At 70.1% G+C, this 18,842-nt stretch carries 12 protein-coding genes and 2 pseudogenes; 9 read left to right on the top strand and 5 right to left on the bottom strand.

Annotation, left to right across the window (positions count from 1 at the left end; genetic code table 11):
- The first annotated feature begins 413 nt into the window (after positions 1-413).
- From ACFPQ9_RS38955 to ACFPQ9_RS38935, 5 genes and pseudogenes are all read left to right on the top strand, one after another.
- A complete protein-coding gene (locus tag ACFPQ9_RS38955) occupies positions 414-1,832 on the top strand; it encodes a S8 family peptidase (protein ID WP_380863983.1) in 1,419 nt (472 codons plus the stop codon).
- A 49-nt stretch (positions 1,833-1,881) separates the two neighbouring features.
- Positions 1,882-2,334, top strand: coding sequence for a hypothetical protein (locus tag ACFPQ9_RS38950; protein WP_380863981.1), 453 nt, complete (start codon positions 1,882-1,884; stop codon positions 2,332-2,334).
- Positions 2,321-3,289, top strand: coding sequence for a polyprenyl synthetase family protein (locus ACFPQ9_RS38945; protein WP_380863979.1), 969 nt, complete (start codon positions 2,321-2,323; stop codon positions 3,287-3,289). Before ACFPQ9_RS38950 ends, ACFPQ9_RS38945 begins: the two co-directional genes overlap by 14 nt.
- A gap of 2 nt (positions 3,290-3,291) precedes the next feature.
- Positions 3,292-5,475 carry a geranylgeranyl reductase family protein gene (locus tag ACFPQ9_RS38940; protein ID WP_380863976.1) on the top strand — a complete coding sequence of 728 codons (2,184 nt, stop codon included), beginning with the start codon at positions 3,292-3,294 and terminating at the stop codon, positions 5,473-5,475.
- A 14-nt stretch (positions 5,476-5,489) separates the two neighbouring features.
- Positions 5,490-5,802 (top strand): annotated as a pseudogene (locus ACFPQ9_RS38935) (GNAT family N-acetyltransferase); the annotation flags it as partial.
- A gap of 250 nt (positions 5,803-6,052) precedes the next feature.
- On the opposite strand, the gene ACFPQ9_RS38930 reads toward ACFPQ9_RS38935, so the two are convergent.
- The 3 genes from ACFPQ9_RS38930 to ACFPQ9_RS38920 all read right to left on the bottom strand — a co-directional run bounded on the left by ACFPQ9_RS38930 (position 6,053) and on the right by ACFPQ9_RS38920 (position 9,753).
- Entirely contained in the window at positions 6,053-6,856 is an 804-nt protein-coding gene (locus ACFPQ9_RS38930; protein ID WP_380863974.1) for an MBL fold metallo-hydrolase, read from the bottom strand.
- A 488-nt stretch (positions 6,857-7,344) separates the two neighbouring features.
- Positions 7,345-8,565, bottom strand: a complete 1,221-nt coding sequence (locus ACFPQ9_RS38925) for a bifunctional class I SAM-dependent methyltransferase/NUDIX hydrolase (protein WP_380863971.1) — start codon at positions 8,563-8,565, stop codon at positions 7,345-7,347.
- Positions 8,566-8,859: 294 nt separating this feature from the next.
- Complete coding sequence (locus tag ACFPQ9_RS38920; RefSeq protein WP_380863969.1) at positions 8,860-9,753, bottom strand: LysR family transcriptional regulator; 894 nt, start codon at positions 9,751-9,753, stop codon at positions 8,860-8,862.
- Between the two features lie 136 nt (positions 9,754-9,889).
- Between ACFPQ9_RS38920 and ACFPQ9_RS38915 the strand changes: the two genes are divergently transcribed.
- Together ACFPQ9_RS38915 and ACFPQ9_RS38910 are read left to right on the top strand one after the other, a co-directional pair.
- The gene (locus ACFPQ9_RS38915; protein ID WP_380863966.1) at positions 9,890-10,723 is read left to right on the top strand and encodes an inositol monophosphatase family protein; all 834 of its coding nucleotides are present in this window, start codon (positions 9,890-9,892) and stop codon (positions 10,721-10,723) included.
- 60 nt (positions 10,724-10,783) lie between these two features.
- Positions 10,784-11,380, top strand: coding sequence for an NADPH-dependent F420 reductase (locus ACFPQ9_RS38910; protein ID WP_380863965.1), 597 nt, complete (start codon positions 10,784-10,786; stop codon positions 11,378-11,380).
- A 5-nt stretch (positions 11,381-11,385) separates the two neighbouring features.
- Here ACFPQ9_RS38910 and ACFPQ9_RS44740 read toward each other — a convergent pair.
- Positions 11,386-11,794: pseudogene (locus ACFPQ9_RS44740) on the bottom strand (winged helix-turn-helix domain-containing protein); the annotation flags it as partial.
- 84 nt (positions 11,795-11,878) lie between these two features.
- Entirely contained in the window at positions 11,879-13,369 is a 1,491-nt protein-coding gene (locus tag ACFPQ9_RS38905; RefSeq protein WP_380863962.1) for a hypothetical protein, read from the bottom strand.
- A gap of 277 nt (positions 13,370-13,646) precedes the next feature.
- Between ACFPQ9_RS38905 and ACFPQ9_RS38900 the strand changes: the two genes are divergently transcribed.
- Positions 13,647-17,060 carry a hypothetical protein gene (locus tag ACFPQ9_RS38900; RefSeq protein ID WP_380863959.1) on the top strand — a complete coding sequence of 1,138 codons (3,414 nt, stop codon included), beginning with the start codon at positions 13,647-13,649 and terminating at the stop codon, positions 17,058-17,060.
- On the top strand, positions 17,057-18,688 hold the full coding sequence (locus ACFPQ9_RS38895) for a TolB-like translocation protein (RefSeq protein WP_380863957.1): 1,632 nt from the start codon (positions 17,057-17,059) through the stop codon (positions 18,686-18,688). Before ACFPQ9_RS38900 ends, ACFPQ9_RS38895 begins: the two co-directional genes overlap by 4 nt.
- The last annotated feature ends 154 nt before the right edge of the window (positions 18,689-18,842 follow it).

The raw sequence follows: 18,842 nt of genomic DNA, 5'->3' as shown, positions 1-18,842 counted from the left end.
AGTGGGGGATCGAGACGGCTTGTTGGTGCTTGGGGCTCCGGACGCTGCGAGCCCCTCGGGCCGAGGCCGATCACGATCGGGGGCCCGACACCGGCCAGGCCGCGCCCGGCGTCAGCACGGGGTACCGGACCCGGGCGATGGGTGGTCCAGGCGGGCTGAGCCCCGGCGTAGGCAGCCGCGCCACAGAGAAGGGGCGGTGTCCGGTGTTCGGCCGCCGAGTCGCCGCGGCGGTCGACACACCCGTTGCGGCGGGTGGGCGATAAATCCGCGAGTTCCGGCTCGATTACACGGTCGCAGCCCGTGTCTCGATACCGTCGCTTCTCGCGGGCCCGGGCAGACCGGAGGTCCGGCAGGTACTGCTGGGTTCGCCGCGGCAGGCGGAGATCGTGGCTGCAGCGTGGAGAGGAGCCGGGATGTCCTCGCCGACGGGGAGAGACGGTCGGTCCGCGGCCGAGCGCAGCCGCGATCAGTTCGACTGGTACGTGAAGAAGAGACGCCGGAAGCAGCTGGAAGAGCTGACGGCGGAGAATCCGATCGCGGTGCCCAAGATCGATCAGTGGATCGTCATCTCGATCCTTGTCGAGCGCGAGGGACGCAAGCTCGCCGCCTGGACGGGTGCGCCCCTGCCTCCTGAGGAGCCCGTGCACGAGGTGCTGATCAACCTGGTGTCGGGCCGGGCCGCCGCGCGCGGCGCCATTGCCCGCAAGTCCGAACGGGCCCGGGCGGTCGAGGCGCGCCAAGCCGAGGCCGAGGTCTTCCTGCGGGGCATCCGGGCGGACCTCGAACGCAGGGGCATCGAGGTCCAGAAGGAGTTCTGGCTGACCCACAGCGTGCTCGCCAAGCTGACGTCCTCCGAAGTGCTGGCGGTGGCGGCGCGAGACGACGTCAGCAGTGTCACCAGCAACAAGCTGCGCAACGTCGAGGCTCTCGACTTCAGCCGGCCGCACATCAGGGCGAACGTCCTGCCCGCCGGCATCACGGGCACGGGCGTCTCCGTAGCGGTCGTCGACAGCGGCGTCGACGACACCCATCCCGCGCTCGCAGGCATCGTAGGCCCGCAACAGGATATGACCGGTACGGCGGTGAAGCGCGACGACACCGGCCACGGCACTCATTGCGCGGGGGTCATCGCGAGCCAGGACGCGACGTTCCGGGGGATCGCCCCGGGAGCGACCATCATCGACATCCGCATCATCAACGGCGAAGGCCGGACGAGGGCGGAATGGGCGGTCGAGGGATTGATCGCCGTGGCGACCTCCGGAGCCGACGTCGCGAGCAACAGCTGGGGGTTCACGCTCTACGACTGGCAGTGGGTCTGCGCCGGCGGTACCTGCGTAGCGTGCACCGGAGCGGAGGGTCTCGTGAGCCTCGGTGTGGTGGTGGTTGCCGCCGCCGGGAACGAAGGCGTCGAATTCTGGGGGGATCCGTACCCCGTAATTCGTTGTCCCGGTAACGCGTTCAAGGTCATCACCGTCGGCGCCACCAAGGACGACGACCACCTCTGGGATTTCTCCAGCCACGGCTATACGCCGGACGGCAGGCCGAAGCCCGATGTGGCAGCACCGGGTGTCGACATCGCCTCCGCGCGGGCGGCAGGGACCGGAAAGCCGGCGAACGTCGTCGCGCCGGGCTTCATCAACAAGTCCGGCACCAGTATGGCGACCCCGCACGTGGCGGGTCTCGCCGCGCTCATCCTGGAGAAGAACGACACCTTGGCTCCTGCCGTGGTCAGGAAGCTCATCATCACGAACACGCCGGGACTGATTCCCAACATCTGGTACGGCAGGATCGACGCCCTGGCGGCGGTCAACGCCACACCGCCGCCACTGTGACGGAGCAGCCCACCGCAGGTCGGAAACCTTCGACGAGGAGAGACGTTCCATGTCCGACGACTTCGCGCCCCGAGCCGCAAGCGTCACTCCGAACGACAAGGCACTCGCGGCCCATGTGAAGCGCGGGGTGGCGAACTTCCGGACCGACAACCCGGTCGAGTTCCAGGAGATGGTCGGCGAGTTCGACGGCCGCAGGGCCAACGTGGCCGTGCTCGGATTCGGGCGGATCAACGTCCGTGTCGGAGGCGGGGACGTCGTGATCGAGCCGGGGCTCGGACCGGACGAGATGATGCACGGCGCCGTCTATCTGGAGGCCGCGCAGGCGATCGCGAGCGGTGTCCTCACACCACTTCAGGCCTACTTCCGGGGAGACGTCATCGTGCGGGCTCCGGCAGGCGATCTGCACAACGGCTATGGCTTCTTCGTCAGATTCGCCGAACTGGCCTTCGCGTCGGCGAGAATGCGCACGCAGCTCGACGAGTTGCGCGATGAATTCCTCTGAGACCTTGCCACCTTCGGTCGACAACGGCTGGGCGACGCGGCTCGCCCACGCCATGCATGAGGCGGTCACCGCACAGGACGCGGGCCTGGGACGGACCGCCGGCGAGTTGATCCGTCACGGCGGCAAGAGGCTTCGCCCCCGATTGCTGTTCCTCTCCGCGAGCCTTGGAGAGGCCGACGAAGCGCTGCTCGTGCACGCCGCCGCCGCGATCGAACTCATGCATGTGGGGTCGTTGCTCCACGATGACGTGATGGACGGCGCGACGACCAGACGCGGAGCGCCGAGCGTGAATTCCCGGTGGGGCAACGCACATGCCGTCACCACGGGAACGCACGTGCTCGCCTGTGCGATGGCCGAGCTGGCACATCTGCCGCACGGTGTCGTGTCCACCGTGACGGAAGCGGCGTTCACGCTGTGCAGCGGCCAGCTCCGGGAAACCGAGCACGTGTACGACGTCGATCTCGCGGTCGACGAGCACCTCGAGATCATTCGCATGAAGACGGCCACGCTGTTCGGGCTGCCGTGCAGACTCGGTGCGGAGCTGGCCGGCTGCGACCCCGGACACGTCGACGCTCTCTTCCGCTACGGCCAGCAGTTGGGCATCGCGTTCCAGCTCACCGACGACCTGCTCGATCTCCTCGGCGACCCGGTCGACCTCGGCAAGCCGACGGGTACCGATCTGCGCGCCGGAGTGTTCTCCTACTCGGTTCTTCTCGCCCTGCGACAGACCCCGGGCGGGCGACTGGCCGCACTGTTGCGTCATGAGAACCTCAGCGCGCGCGAAGCGAGCGAAGCGGCTGCGCTGGTGCGTCGTTCCGGCACCGTGGACGCGACGCGAGAGCTCGCACGCACGTATGCCGACGGCGCCGCCGCCGCGCTCGCCGAGCTACCGGAATTCCCGGGCCGGGACGCGCTCGCCGTCACGGCACGACGTACTGCGAGCCGAATGGAATGATCGTGCGCAACCACTACGACGCGCTGGTGGTCGGCGCCGGGCCGGCAGGTGGCTCAGCCGCCTATCACCTCGCGGTCCAGGGCCGCCGGGTCCTGCTGCTCGAGGCGCAGCGCTTCCCGCGGGACAAGGTGTGCGGTGATGCGCTGACACAGCGCGCGGTCCGGGTCCTGGCCGCGATGGGTGTCCTCGACTCGCTTCCCCCTTCGCAACGCGTGCGGGGCCTGCGGGTCCACATGCGCGGCCGCGGGCGGCGAGATTTCGCCTACGGTGCCTATCCGGGCGCCGACAGCCACTGCCTCGTAGTGCCGCGCCGCGCGCTCGACGAAGCGATCTGCGCCCGCGCCGTGGCGGTCGGCTCCGAACTCTGGGAGGGGGCCGCGGTCACGGCCCCGATCGTCGAGCGGGGACGAGTCGTCGGGGTGCGGGTGCGCCGCGACGGCCGGCTCATCGACGTCCGGGCGTCCGCGGTTGTCGCGGCCGACGGCGCACGGTCTCCGCTGGCGCGTGCGTTGGGTCTGCTGCCCGAGGGCGACCTCGGCGTCGGCGTCCGCGGCTATCTGACCGGTCTCGACGGCCTGTTGGACCTGCAGGAGGTCTTCCTGCCCCTCGACGACGTGGTGGGGCGGGACCTGTTGCCGTCGTTCGGCTGGATCAATCCGACGTGTGCGTCGGAAGCCAACATCGGCGTGGCGTTGTTCCGTCCCGGATACGAGGGCCGCGCGGAGCAGGTACTGCAGAGCTTCCTCGCCCGGCTGGGCAGAGCGCGGAAGGCGTTCGACGGCCGGTTGCGCGGGGAGTGGGCCACTGCGCCGCTTCGCCTCGACTTCGCCCCCGGTCGCTGCGTCGGCGACGGCATCCTGCTCGTCGGCGATGCGGCGGGGCTGGTCAACCCGTTCACGGGGGAGGGCATCAGCTACGCGCTTGAGTCCGGTAGGACCGCTGCCGAGGTGATCGACCGCGGTTTGACCCGCGATCCCGAGTGTCCGGACCTCCTGGACCATGCGCTGCTGCTGGAGAACTCGTACTCCGGGCTCCTGACGGCCGGCCGCCGGTCGGCCCACCGGTACCAGTTCGTCTGGCGGGTCCTCGAGAGCACGTTCAACAGCGAGCGCGTTCCGTTCGCGCTCTGTCGCCGGGCGCTCCTGCTGCCCGAGGGCATGGGCGAGCTCCGGGCACATCGCGCGATCGACGACGTGGCCGGGCTGATGGCGCCCGGAGTCGACGTACGCACCGACCTGCTCGGCGTCGGTGAACTCATGGCGAGCGCAGTCCGCGACGAGTGGCCATTCCTGGCCCGTCTGGCGATGTCGAGCTGGGGAGATCCCGGCGTACCGTTCCGGCCGGCGCTGTTGCTGCTGCTGGCAAGCCATTTCGGTGACATCGGCGCGCGCCGTCGCATCAGGATGGGCGCCGCGATCGAACTCAGCGCCCTGGCGGCGCTCGCACAACTCGGTGTCGAGGACGCACCGACACATCACTCCAACTGGGGAAACAGGTTCGCCATCCTGGTGAGCGATCTCCTGATGTCGAAAGCGTTGCACCTGGCCGCCGACGGTGGTCCTGAAGCGCTCGCACTCATCTCCCGTGCCGTCACGAAGGTGTGCATCGGCAGAATGGGCGAGCGGCGGCACGCATTCGACGCGCGGATGGCCGAGAACGATCACCTGTCGCTGGTGGAGTCGCAGACCGCGGTGACATTCGAATTGCCGTGCCGCCTCGGTGCCGTTGCCGCCGGAACCGATCCGGAACATGTCGGAGCACTCGGGAGCTACGGCCGTGCGCTGGGCGTCGCATTCCGACTGACCGAGGAGGTCCGCATCATCACCGGGGCCTCGCGCCCGACGGACAACGCCGTGGGCGTCGCACTGAGCGAAGGCACACTGGCCCACTCCGTACTGGTCGCCCTGCGGCGCAGCCCCGGCAGGTTGACGAGCTTGATTCGTCGGGGGCGCCTGACGGCGGACGATGTCGAGGAAGCGGTTGCGATCGTCCGTGACAGCGGAGCGCTCGATGTGACCCGTGCGCTGGCCCGCGAGCAGGCGCGCCGGGCGGCCGACACGCTGGAGGGACTGCCGGAAGGCCCTGCACAGGCGTCATTGTTGGCGCTGGTCGACCATGTGGTCGGGCGACAGGTTCCGGAAAAACTTCGTCCGGCCTCGGCGTTCGCCGGGCGTCCACACCCCTAGCAACGGGCGAGCAGGGCCGAGAGCAAGTCGCGCACTGGTGCCATGAGTTCTGTGTCGATGTCAGGGAGCAGCAGCCTCCATCGAATTGATGGACGCCGGCTCCTGGGACGGCCCGCGTTTCGCTGACAGGCACTTCACGTTCTGGGAGACCCGGACGGCACTCAAGTCCCGACGGCGGCAGCGCCCTCGATCGTCGGCGGCATGGTCCGGGTGGACCCCTTCCACACCCCGGCACGACCTGCGGGGCCGCGGCTGCGCGGGCGCCGTGACGGTCGAGGCGGCCGGGCAGCGCTGGCCGCGGCCGTCGTCGTCCTGTTCACGGAGCCGGACACCTCACGGCAGTGCCCTCTGCTGGTAGGCCTCCGTTGGGTCTGTCTCGCTCTCGGCCTTGAGTGTGACCCGCGGCGTTGTTCGCAGGGGTCAAGAAGAACCATTCGGACCGGCATGAGGAGAGGCAGGAGGAGAGGCACGAGCGGCAGCGCAGAGCGCGTTCCTCGCGGCGTATCCGGGCCGAGCACGGGATCGCCCACCCGAAGAACTGGCGTGCTTCGGCCCGCCACTTCGACCGCCCGGTGGGTCAGCGGGCGATGAACGGCTCGGTCAGGTGCGGGGTTGCGAGGAAGAGAGTGTCGGCGGCCCGGCTCTCGAGCACCTGTTCCCTTGAGGCCCTTGCCTGCGCAGGGTCCATTTCGTGAGCGTATGCGAGTTCGGGGTGGAGCACCTGGATCGCGTGCACGAGCAGGTCACCGGTGACAGCGACCAGTTCGCGCCCGGATGCGACGAGCACGCTCTGGTGTCCGGGTGTGTGACCGGGCGTGGCGAACACGCGCTCGCCGCTGCGCAGCGGGGTGTCGCCGTCGAGCAGCCGTAGCTGACCGGCCTTCTGGAGCGGGTCGATCATGGTGGACCGCAGCTGCGGGTTGATCTCCTCGAGAGCGTTGAGTTCGGCCTGCTGCAACAGGTATGCGGCGTTCGGGAAGAACGGTCGCGTCTGCTCGCCGCCGACGACGGCCCAGCCCACGTGGTCGGTGTGGAGGTGCGTGAGGACCACGGTGTCCACTTCGGACGGTTCGATTCCCGCGGCGGCCAACGAGGCCGGGAGTGCCCCGGGCACGGGCGCCCACGAGGCCGCCGGGCTGTCGGCCGGGCCGATCCCCGCGTCGACCAGCGTCACGCCCTGGTCGCTGCGGATCGCGAACGCGCGGAACTGGAGCAGCCAGCGCCCATCGGCGTCGAGCGCGCCGGGATCGAGCCGGTCGGCCGCCGCCCACTGCTCGGTGGTGGCGTCGGGGAACGCCTCCGATCTGGGGGAGAAGAAGGGGCCCACGCCGTCGGCGAGCGCGATGACGGTGTACGGACCGACCTGAAGGGAAGGGGGCATGCCACAGATGGTGCCATCGGAGGGCGGCCCACGATCAGACGGGTCGTCCCGGGGCCCGCTCCAGGTCGTGGGCGCCTCGTGAACGGGCAGACCTCAAACCCGTGCGTCGCCCGGGCATCAGCCGCCTCCGTCTCAGCAGGGCCGCACGGGGAAATTCCGGTGTGGCTGTGGTGGGGGTCGGCGAACGCCGCCTGCCGGGGCGCTGTTTCCGAGATCCGCGGCGGAGGAGGCTGCCGTGTCCCAGGTGCTCCAGCAGTGCTACGGCCCCCCGGCGGCGACCTGACTGTTGTCGAGGACGTGGGCGTGTCCGCCCGGGGGAGGGGCAGCCGTGTGACCCCCTGCAACGGCTTTGCGCGGCGGATTTGGACGCGACCAGGTCGCGGCCCTGCCGCTGCCCGGACTCGCCTTCCTGAACTGCCCCCGGCCTTCTCGCCGCCGAACGGCCACCGGACGGAGATGGCGCTTATCGCCGGCTGCGCGTTGAGCCACTACTTCGCGACCCGGCCAAGGTCGTCCTGACCGGCGCCGTGCGGCTCGGCGAAGGGGGTGAAACGGGCTGGGGGATGGTCGATGGGCAGGTCGGGGCGCCAGGCGGTGAGGATCTGGGCGCTGCATTCGAACAGGCCCGGCGGCAGGCCGTCCAGCGGCCACCATCCCCAGTCTCCGACCGGCTCGCCCGGCTGGTCGGTGGGCTCGCCGCTCCACTGCGTGACGAGCGCGCCGAACGTGATCCGGACGACGCCGCCGACCTGGTCCAAGAGCATGCCCAGCAGACGTACGTCGGCCGGGTCCGCCTGCAGACCGGTCTCCTCGGCCAGTTCGCGCACGACCGTCCCTTCCAGCGACTCACCCGGCTCGACCGTACCGCCGGGCAGCTCGACGGTCCCCCGCCGGTGGCGGCCGAGCAGAAGTCCGCGCGGTCCCACCAGCACCGCGCCGACCCCGGCCGCCGCGTGCGCGACGGGCGGCTGGGCCGTACGGGCACGAGAGGTGATCCGGACGGGCCTGCGGACCTGGAAGAGCCGGTAGGAGGCCTGATTGCTCTCCTCGGGCGCGTCCAGCACGGCGACCTCCTCGGTGCGCAGCCCGTACTCCGCGAGCAGGTCCGTCCACAGCTTCGTGGTGAGCACCCACATGTGCCCGGTCAGTTCGCCGCCGCCGGCCAGTCGCAGGATCTCCGGACGGGGCTTCACCTCTGAAGAAGGACCGTTCCCGGACGAGTTGGTGTGCAGCACGGTGAAGTACAGCCGTCCGCCGGGCCTGAGGGCCGCCGCCAGGGCGGGCAGCAGCCGGTGCGGGTCGACGAAGTGGACGGCGGACAGGGAGTAGATCACGTCGTACGGCGCCGAAGCGCGCAGATGCCCGACCGCGTCGGCCTGGATCAACCGCAGGCCCGAGAGGTCGCCGTAGCGTGCCCGTGCGCGCTCGATCTGAGTCGGTGAGAGGTCGACGGCGTCCACGGCGGCCTGATGGGTACGCGCGAGGTGGGCGGCGTGCCGGCCGGGGCCGCAGCCGAGGTCGAGCACGCGCCGGCCTGTCAGATCACCGAGGAGAGCATCTCCCGGCCCTGTTCCCGCAGGACCCCAGGCGATCTCGTCCACCTCGGGCAGGGGCGTGGCCCGGTCGAGGTGGTGCGCCCCGTAGGTGTGCCACATCGCGGCGTTGACCTGTTCGGCATCGGCCGTACCGGGTGTGTCGGGTGCCGTCATGGTGTCCCCTCCTCGGGCCCGTCACCGGGCCGCCTCGTCACGTCGTCCTGCTCGTCGCCGAGCGCCGTCAGCGACGATGTCACCGTCGTCATCACCAGGATCGACCGAGAGCGACGCAGGCTGGCCCTCTCCCGACAACGATCCTCATTCGAGCACCAGTGACCCTTCCGTGTTCCCGCGGCGGTTCCCTTGCACGAGGGTTCCCGAGCGCCTGCTCGGTGAGGGAGGAAAACCCTCCAACCCGGTGGACCCATGCGGCCACAGCACGAGAGATCCTTGAAGGTGCGGGTTACGTCAGGTTGCCAACGCGGTCCGCGCCAGATCGCGTAGCCAGACGTGTGCGGGGTCGGTGTCATAGCGCTGATGCCATGACAGGTACACCGGGGCAGGCGGCAGTTCGAGCGGCAGTGGGAGCAGGGTCAGATCGAGATTCGTGGCCGCTGAACGCGTCGTCGATTCGGGGGCTGTGACGAGGAGGTCGGAGCCGCGTACGAACTCGAATGCGGCCCCTTCGGTGGGCGTGGTCGCCACTACCCGTCGGGTGAGGCCGAGCTGTGCGAGCGCGTCGTCGAGGGCGTTGCCGAGCGTTCCGCGCCGCGAGACGTTGATGTGCTCGGCCGCGGCGTACCGCGCGGCGGTGACAGTCTTGACTCGGGTGAGCGGGTGCCCTCGCCGCACGACGATGACGTGCCGGGTCTCGGCCACCCGATCGGCGCGAATGTCGGGTGCGGTGGGGCGGTTCGCGTTCGCCTCCAGGTCGACCGCGCCGCGACGCAGCTCGGGGGTGTCGATGCTTGATTCCGCGATGAAGCGCAAACGTACGCCCGGCGCCTGTTTGCGCACGGCCGCGAGAAGCGCGGGGCCACTGAGTGCGACGAGTGAGTCGTGCCAGCGGAGTGTGAAGGTGCGCTCGAGCGTCGTGACGTCGAGTTCGCGGCTGGGCGCCAGCACGCCCTGGACCTGCTGCAGCAGCTCGTGCACCTGTTCCCGGACGGCGATCGCGTACGGCGTCGGGGTCATCGTGCGCCCGGTACGCACCAGGATCTGATCCCCCGTCGTGCGCCGGATCCGGCCGAGGCTTCGACTCATCGCGGGGGCGGTGACGTGCAGGCGCTCAGCAGCTCCGGCCACGCTGCCTTCCTCCAGGAGCGCATCGAGCGCGGCGAGCAGGTTCAAATCCAATTGCATGAGAATCATCCTAGCCGTGCTTTACATGCACTTGCAGTTAATGACGGCCCCCTCCTACCTTCGAGATGCGGGGCGAAGGAAGCACGGTTTTCGTCCGGTCCGCCTCATCACCCCCTGCTCAGATGGGAGCACCGCCATGCCCGAGTCGATTCAGACCACCGGAATTGCTGCCACCGCCGGCTCCGCGTCCGACGCCGACCTGCTCGCGCAGACCGCGATCGCCGTGCGCGCGGCGGCTTCGGCGCTGCGGGAGCGGTTCGGCGAGGTGGTCCGCTACCGGACCCGCGAAGAGCTGATGCGCGCGCTCGCCGCCAACGACGACGCGGCCCTCGACGTCCTGCGCCCTCGCCTCACCCTCCTGCGCCCGGACGCCCGCTGGGTGGAGGACGAGCTTGCGGGCGGGGCTCTGCCCCCCGGCGAATGGTGGGTCCTGGATCCGGCCGAAGGCAACGTCAACCATCTGCACGCCCTGCCGGAGTGGGCGGTGACCGCCACTCTCGTGCGCGACAACCAGCCCGTGCTCACCGCAGTTCACCTGCCGCTGACCGGTGAGACCTACACCGCACTCGCCGGCGGCGGCGCCCACCTCGACGGGCGCCCGCTGCACGTGTCCCAGATCACGGACCTCGGCCTGAGCCTCGTGGCCACGAGCCAGGCCAGACCGGACGAGGACGAGACGGTCGTGCGGCGCATCGGCTCCTCGATCACCGCGATGCTCTTCGACGCGCTCGTGGTACGGACATCCGTGCCCGCCACCCTGCACCTACTGAACGTGGCGGCAGGCCGGATCGACGCCTTCTGGCAGTTCGCGGGGGCCCGCGCGGACCTGCTCCCCGGGGCGCTGCTCGTCGCCGAGGCCGGCGGGCGGATAACCGACGCCGAGGGCAGCCCCTGGACCCCGGAGAGCGAGAGCTTCCTGGCCGCCGCGCCCGGCGTGCACACCGAAGCCGTCACCACGCTCTCCCGCTGACTCCCACGAGAACTGCAAGCACTGGGAACAACCACCAAGCACCGGAAGGACCACATCAACATGACCATGATCGCCGTTCTCGGAAACGGCCGCGTCGGCGGCAGCCTCGCCCCGGCCCTCACCCGGGCCGGGCACGAGGTGACCGTGGCGGACCGCTCACCAGGCTCTGCCGCCGACGCCGCCCGCACAGCGCAGATCGTCATCAACGCCACCCCCGGCGCCGGCTCGCTGGAGCGGCTCGTCGCACTGCGCGAGGAACTGCAGGGCAAGATTCTCGTAGACGTCTCCAACGCCACCGTCGACGGACCGGACGGACTGCCGGCCGAGCTGCTCTACCCCGGCTCAAGCCTTGCGGAGCAACTTCAAGAAGCTCTCCCGGACACGCGCGTCGTCAAGACACTCAACACGATGCTCTACACGGTGATGACCGCACCCGCCGCGCTCACGCAGACACCGACCGCCTTCCTCTCCGGCAAGGACCCGGAGGCCAAGCACGTCGTACGCGGGCTTCTCGCCGACCTCGGCTGGCAGCAGGAGTGGATCACGGACCTCGGCGGGATCGAGACCGCGCGGGCCGCAGAAGCCGCGATCCTGTTCGTACCGCACGTGATCCGAGCCAGCGGATTCGCGCCCTTCGCAATCTCGATCACCCGCTGACACAACGCCTCGTCCCGCTCGGTGGCCTTGCGGGAGGGCACTGGCACGCCCCAGCCGATGCGGTGCCGCAGCAAGTCCAGTCCTACCAGGGGTACTCGACCGCGAACCGGCCGTGCACGATCTCTGCGATCCTCGCCGGCGTCCAGCACTGGTCACTCCGGCCGGAGGGCCTGGGCCGGCTTCCACGACATCCAGCAACCGGAGTTGACCCGCATCTGGCTCGCAATGGGCGCCCCCTGTTCCCTTGGCGACCAGGCCCTGACTATCACCCGATGCCAACGCCCCCCGCCAGCGGTTCGCCGACATCCTGGTCACCCTGAACCGCCGGGCCACTTCTCGGTCACTGGCCCCGGCCTCGATCAGGTCAGCGGCTGCGAGCCTTAAAGATCTCTCAGGGCTGACGGCTCGGGCGATGTCGTTCGTCTGCTCACGGCGGCCGGGTGGCGGGCACGGACCTCCCGCACCGCCGAGCCTCGGAGGCGGGCAGACTCCGCGTGTTCAGCCGTGTACGTCCTGGCAACGTTCGTCGTAGTCGCCCGGGTGGCAGAAAATGCCCACCACCGAGTCGCCGATCGTGAGGCCGACGGCGTTGTAAGGCTCGCGGGCGACGGTCACCGCAGCGCCGGGCGTGTGACCGCGCTCGGACGTGTTGGTCGAGCGAACGGTGCCTTGGAGCGCGCCGCGGGGGCTCTCCTTGAGGGTGCCGGTGACGAGTCCGCCCCAGGTAGAGGTGGACACATCGTCGCAGGGCGGAGCGTCGGTGGCGCAGTCGCGCAGGACTCGGTAGCGGTAGGTGAACTCGCCCTGGCGGGAGATCTTCAGCGTGCCCTGGGCCCAGCTCCAGGTGCCGGTGATCGTCGGCAGTCCCTCGCCCTGTGTGGGCACCGGCTTCGGCGAGCGCCCGGCCGGGGTGCCGAGCCAGACCCGGGTGCGGACGGGCGGGTGTCCGTCCGGTTCCGGGTCGGTGCCGAAGACGAGCAGCGTGTCGTCGTACTCGGCCGCGGCGTCCACTCGTACCGACTGCCGGAAGCCGTCCTTGCCGCCGGTCGCTCTCGTCCAGCGTCGGCCGTCCGGGGAGGACCACAGGGAGCCGGTGCTCCTCGTGGACGACTCGGCCGACCCCAGGGCCAGATATCCGCCCTGGACCGCGACGACTTGGCCGACCCGGGCACCGTCCGAAGGACTGGCCGTGCCCGCGCGCACGGCCAGTGGCGGGGGAGGCTCCGGCTTGCGCCGCCAGGCCTCGCCGTCGGAGGTCTCCAGGGTGAAGGAGGCCGACGTGCCCCAGGCGTCCCTGCACTTCACCCACACCGTGAACCCGTCATCGTCGGCGAGGGCGCCTGCCTCGGGTGCCTGGTCCGGCCACTGAGGGCATACGACGTCGTGCGGCGCGCCGAAGGGATGGGTATCCGTCGAGACCCAGACGCGCAGGCTGCGGCCTCTCTTCCGGTCGGTCGTCGTGTCGAACGGACCGCCGTCGTGCCCCACGACGACGGCGCCGTGCGGCCCCCGGGCCGCGGCCAGCACAACATCTGAGGCGCGGCCCCCGGGCAGGGCCTCGACCTTGCCCCACCGGCCCTTGCCTCGGTGGCGCATGATCGCCGGCAGCTCTTCTCCGTCCCGGAAAACCCTGCCTGCGGCGATGACGTCACCATCGTGCTCGGCCAGGACGTCCACCGACATCTGTTGTGTCGACGGGCGGGACTCGCGCCAGTTGATTCCGTCCTCGGAGCGGTACAACTCCGATCCGCCGCCCTGTGTACGGCCCGCGAGAAGGAATCCGTCCCTCGCCGCCACGAGCGAGCGGGCCGACAGCCCGAAGAATGCGGAGGGCAGTTCGGTGAGGGGAATCTGACGCCAGCGCGTCGTGGCGACATCGGGACCGGACCGGTCGTCGTCTCCTCCGCCTTGGCAGGCCGAGAGCACGAGCGCGGCGCCGAGCAGACACAGAAGCCGCCGGAGGTGCCGGGGTGGGGTCGTGGAGGCCACTGCTCTCCTTCGATCGGATGGTCGCAGATGCCGGGAAAGAATGGCAGAGCTTCCAGACCGCTGTGACATATACGCACACACGACAGGGAGTTCGAATTCCGTCGCACACATATGCGTGATGTTGCTTTTGGTTCCCGTGTTGCTGGTGATGCGTTTGTGTTCTCGCTTGGATGTCCGAAATTCTGACTGTCCTTCAAATCCACGCGATCCGGCTCCTTTTGGACGTACCTGCTGCCAGGATGACCTCTCACAAAACGTGCAGCCAGGGAAGGCAGTCGTGACCGAAGAACGTATGCTCCCCTCCGCGGTTCGCGAACTGCTGGATCGTTTGCCGCCCGAGACCAACGAATGGGAGTTGTTATCCCGACTCACCGGCGAGAGCCAGTCGTTGTGGGGCTTTCTCACCCACTGTGTCGCGGAGGACGACGCGGAGACGCTGCAGCGGGTCATGGCCGACCGGACGCCGTTGCACGACGTGCTCGACGAGGCTCCCGGTTACGTCCAGTTGCGGGAACCTGTGGACGCTCCGTTCGTCGCCGGGGAGCCGGCACCGGCTCGTGCCCTGCGCGCCTACGCCGCCCTCGGTCTCGCACTCGTCGGGGCCGCCGACGAGGCCGAAGGACATCTGCGGACTGGTACGTCCTGGCTGCAGCGCAGTGCCGCCGCGGCACCGGGGACCGACCACGACGCGGGCACCTTGGTCCTGCCGACCGGCTCGCGGCACGGTGAGCGACTGGCCCGACTGATGTCCGACGACGGTGCCCCCGCCTCGGTCCGAGGGCACCTGGCGCTCGTGCTGCTCGCCCTCGACGGAGGAATTCCCAAACCCCTCAAGGGGCCGCGCCTGACGGTGCTCGCCGACCGCGGTCCCGTCGGCGCCCGCTTCGAACTCCGGCTGGATCTGGTGCGTGGGCTGCCCTCCGGTCTGCTGCCGGACCCGCGCAGCATGTCGGCATTCCTGGGCGACGAGGGGTTCCGGCGCTCGCTCGACGACGCCTGGCGGACCGCGCACCCCGCGAAGCTGGACGGCGCCGTGCTCTGGTCGCTGAGCGACGGTGACGGCCCGGTCGACCATGTGAACGACTCCTCATTCGGTGCGGCCTTCGCCGTCCTGCTCACGGAACTGGTCAGGACCAGGGGCAGTTGGCTCGGACCGGTGCGGGTGCGCAGGGTCAATCCCCGTACGGCCGTCGTCGGCGCGGTGTCCGCCGCCAACCCACGGGTCATCGAGTCCGTGACCGGGTACGAGACCAAGCTCAGCGTGGTCAACGAGGGCGAGCGGGTCGTCGTACCGGAGCGCGACAAGAGCAAGGCCCGCGAGATCAATGGACAGGCCGACATCGTCGGCGTGGTCACCGTGGACGAGGCCGCCAAGCAGGTCCGGCGTCTCGACAGGCACGTGGCGGTCCGACTGGGGGCCGGGGTGCTGTCCGCGGCTCTCGTCGGCGCGCTGGTGGCGTGGGGCATCGCCAACGGCGAGAGCGAGAAGAACAACCGCCGTGCCGAGGCGGCCCGACTCGCCGCGCAGGCCGTCCGCCTCAAGAGCAGCGAGCCGCGCACCGCCGGGCTGCTGGCCCTCGCAGGGTTCGAGATCGATTCAGGGAACGAGGAAGCCAAGGACGCCATCCAGGAGGTCCTGGAGACCAACCGCAACACCGTGCGCAGTTGGGTGGCGGACGAGACCCTCGTGGACGTACTCGCCGTCGACAATGCGGGCCACCGGGCGTACACCTCGGGTGCCGACGACGCGATCCGGGTGTGGGACACCCGGTCGGGGCGGAAGCTGGGTGAGGTGAAGGGACGGGCGGCCGGGCTCGCCCGTGGTGTCGAATCGGGCATCCTCGCCGCTCATGACGGCAGGGACCTGAGGCTGTTCGACGCGTCGGGCGACAAGCCGCAGGCCCTGGGAACGGTGAAGGCGCCGTCCTGTGTCGGGCCCTACGGCGAGATCGTCGGGATGGGCTTCATGGCCAACGGTTCCGCGCTCACCACCGTCTGGGACGAGGGCGCCGTGGCCACCATCGACCCCGTCAGCCGCACGGTGACCAGTTGTGTGCGGCTCAAGGACATCGCGGGCAAGGAGGTCCTTGAGCTGCTGCCGTCGGGACGGATGGCGATCAACGCGGACGTCGTGCCCGCCTCCTACGACGGCCAGGGCAGGGGCGCAGACCAAGCCGTCCTCCTGCTCACCACGAACGACGTGGTCGCCGTGAACCTCGGGGCGAAGAAGGTGTCCCACCTCGTCCCGGCCGAGCAGGTCCCCGGCAACGCGAGTCTGGTCCAGGCGTCCGAGGACGTGGTGACACTGGCCACGGGTGGCGGGATTCTCGCCTGGGACCGCTCCACGCGCAGCAGGATCGCCTACCCGCTCGGTGGGTTGTCCACCCGCCCCGAGGCGATGGAGGAGGATGCCGGCGACGTCGTGATCGCCGGGCCGAACGGCACAGCGGTGATTCCGGTGCAGCCCGGCCTCGACAGTTCCACCGAGCCGCTTTCCGTGCCGAGCGGCGGGCGCTCCGTCGCTGCCGTACGCGCGGAGGACGGCACGGTCGTGGCTGCGGGCGATGCCCGCGTCACCGTGCTCGGCAACCATCCGGTACAGCGGGCCCTGCCTCCTGCACAGCCGTCCACCGGCGTGACCTTCGGCCCCGGACACACCCTGCTGCTCACCGACTTCATGACGAACACCTCCTACGGCGCCTACACGATCGATCTCGACTCCGTGCCCGAGATGGCCGGCACCGCGGCAGCGTCGTACGAACCGGTCGTCGACTACCCGGCCTCGGCCGGGTACATCAACGACCTCGCGATGTCGGGCAAGTTCGTGGCCGCCGCCGGCCAGAGCCGAGGCTTCGCGGCTGTCAACGTGTGGAAGAAGGACGGATCCCACCTCACGGAACTCCTCATGTCCCCCGAACAGGACCGCACGCGCAAGCCCGAGGAACGCATCGTCGCGCAGGTCGGCTTCGTACCGGAAGCCGATCTCCTGGTGGCGCGGAACGCCCTCGGAGACGTGGGCATCTGGTCGACCCGCAACTGGCAACGCGTCGGCTCGATCCCGCTCCGTGGTGACTCCACGGCAATGGCGATCCGCGGCAGGACCGCCGTCTTCGCCGAGGGCAAGGGGGCCAAGACCCGGCTCGTCATGGTGGACCTCGTCACCCGTAAGAGGCTGCGGACGGTCACTGCTCCCGATGTCGTTCGACTGTCGATCTCGAAGGACGGGTCCCGGCTCGCCGCTCTTGCCTGGACCAGGGGCACCGTGAGTCTGCTGGATGCCAGGAAGCTGACTCCGCTGCGCAAACCACTGCGGCTGCCGGTGGGCGAACTTCCCCGGGACATCGCGATCTCGCCAGACGGCCGATTGGTGGCATCGGCGATGGGAGACCACGTCGTCGTGCACAACCTCAAGACCGGACAGCAGTCGATGCCGCCACTGCGAGGCACCGACGGCAACACCGTGGTGCAGGTGAACTGGTCATCGGACGGCGCCTACCTCACCGGGGCCACTCTGCCGCCCCGACGTGACCTCAGGCGACCGGGCATCGTCAACATCTGGAAGATGACGGAGGGCTCGCTCGAGCAGCGGATGTGCGACTGGACCGACGGCGGTCTGTCGCACAGCGAGTGGGAGAAGTACGTGGACGAGTCCGTGCCGTACATCGATCTGTGCAAGGGCGTGGCCGAGTGAACCGCCGCGCCGCATGGGTGAGACGGGCGGCAGCCCTGGTCGCGGGGGCGGCGCTGCTGGGCGCGAGCTGCGATGGGCCGGGCGGTCGGGACGACGCCTCGGACGGGAAAGGGCCCGGAACCGCGCACGGAACCGCTGTTCTCGCGTTCGTCCGGCCGCATGCGCAGGAGATCGTCCTGTCCGACGCAGCCGGCCGGACATGGCGGGGTGCGCGGCTGAGCGCCGCCGCCGACGACGTCCGATGGTCCCCCGACGGATCCGCGCTGGCGTGGATCGACGACGAGAACGACAGCCCCGACGGACGCAGGCTGCACCGCCTCGACATCGCGACGAGCCGCGAGCGGACGACGCCCTGCCCCTGCCGGGGAGTCGGCTTCCTCGGCGGCGACGCCGCCACGCTGACCACCGACGGCGACGCGCTCCTGCTCTTCGACGCGGACGGACAGGTCCGGCGCGCACCGCTGAGTGCCCCGCAGGGGGACTACGCCAAGGTCGCGGTCGGCGGCCGGGACGCGGTGACGATCGCCAGCCCGCTGCCCGAGGAGGAGGCCGGTCGCGGCCAGTACCAGATGCTCGCCGCCGACCGGTCAGGCACGGTCCGGCCGTTCCTTCCGGCCCGAACTCCGACCTCGTTCACCGAGGGCCTGGAGTCCCCCGACGGACGGCACGTCGGCTGGTACTCGGCCGACTCCGGCGGGGCCTGCTGGAACGTCGGGAACGTGCTGCTCGCGACATACGGCGAAGAAGGCCGCAAGACGCCGGAGCGCCCCGCCGACGCGGCCATGACCCGTGCCCTCCTCGAGGATCGGGTCACCGTGACCGGCCTCGCCTGGGCGGGCGACGGCCTCGCCGTGACCTTCGGACCGAACGTGGGATGCCAGGCCGTTCCGCCCCAGCGCTTCGTGTCGTACTACCTCCGCGACGGCAAGTGGAGCTACCTGGGCTCGGGCATGCGGGCCGTCGGATACGGCGCCCAGGGGCGCATGGCCCGGCTCCTGGTGCCCGAGCGGCCCCAGAAGCGCAAGGACGAGGAGTACTACCTCCCTCTCCTCGGCGACCTGGAGTTCACCGACCGCAGCGGCAAGCGCCATGTCCTGGGCTCCCAGGTGTCGGCCTTCGTCTTCACCCCGGCGGAGAGCGCGAAGGCGGCGCCGCCCGCCCCGGCGGCACAGCCCGAACAGAGCAGGGTGGCGCACATGACCGACCGGGCAGAGCCGGTCCCGGCACATCTGCGAGCGCTGGCGCAGCGCATCAGGGACGCGGCCCAGAACGACGACGTCACACGCCTGCGGGCACTGTGCGACCACTGCGACGACGAGACACGGGCCGCTCTGCGATCCGCCGAGGGCCGCCGCGAGCTGGTGCAGCTGCTGAGCAGCCATCCGGGCCTGACCGAGAACGGCATCGTGTACCCCGGGCTCGCGGCCCACCGCTGCGTCGACGAGCCCGCACAGGACATCACCTGCACCGCCGCGCAGCTCCACGACATCGCCCTGCTGGACATCCCGGTCGCGGACAGCACCGACACCTACCAGGGCCAGGTCTACGAGCCGGAGTTCGAGCAGCGGCTGCAACTGCGGACAGGATCGGGCGGCAAGGCCCTGTGGGTGGGAAGGTACGAGCCATGACCTGCACGGAGGACGTCGGGGACGCCGGTGCGGCCGGGGGAGAGGCAGCGCAGTGCCACTGCGGCCGGAACTGCCCACCGTACTCGCCGGTCCCCGCGACCGATGAACGCCGCGCCCCTGACGGCCCGGTCATGGGAGGAGACCTGGTGGCCGG

The organism is Streptomyces coerulescens (assembly GCF_042657965.1).
Classification (GTDB): domain Bacteria; phylum Actinomycetota; class Actinomycetes; order Streptomycetales; family Streptomycetaceae; genus Streptomyces; species Streptomyces coerulescens.
This window is presented reverse-complemented; position numbering and strand designations above follow the sequence as displayed.

Coding starts and splice junctions, on each gene's coding strand:
- ACFPQ9_RS38955 (WP_380863983.1), top strand. CDS start 414: ATGTCCTCGCCGACGGGGAGAGACGGTCGGTCCGCGGCCGAGCGCAGC.
- ACFPQ9_RS38950 (WP_380863981.1), top strand. CDS start 1,882: ATGTCCGACGACTTCGCGCCCCGAGCCGCAAGCGTCACTCCGAACGAC.
- ACFPQ9_RS38945 (WP_380863979.1), top strand. CDS start 2,321: ATGAATTCCTCTGAGACCTTGCCACCTTCGGTCGACAACGGCTGGGCG.
- ACFPQ9_RS38930 (WP_380863974.1), bottom strand. CDS start 6,856: ATGCCCCCTTCCCTTCAGGTCGGTCCGTACACCGTCATCGCGCTCGCC.
- ACFPQ9_RS38925 (WP_380863971.1), bottom strand. CDS start 8,565: ATGACGGCACCCGACACACCCGGTACGGCCGATGCCGAACAGGTCAAC.
- ACFPQ9_RS38920 (WP_380863969.1), bottom strand. CDS start 9,753: ATGCAATTGGATTTGAACCTGCTCGCCGCGCTCGATGCGCTCCTGGAG.
- ACFPQ9_RS38915 (WP_380863966.1), top strand. CDS start 9,890: ATGCCCGAGTCGATTCAGACCACCGGAATTGCTGCCACCGCCGGCTCC.
- ACFPQ9_RS38910 (WP_380863965.1), top strand. CDS start 10,784: ATGACCATGATCGCCGTTCTCGGAAACGGCCGCGTCGGCGGCAGCCTC.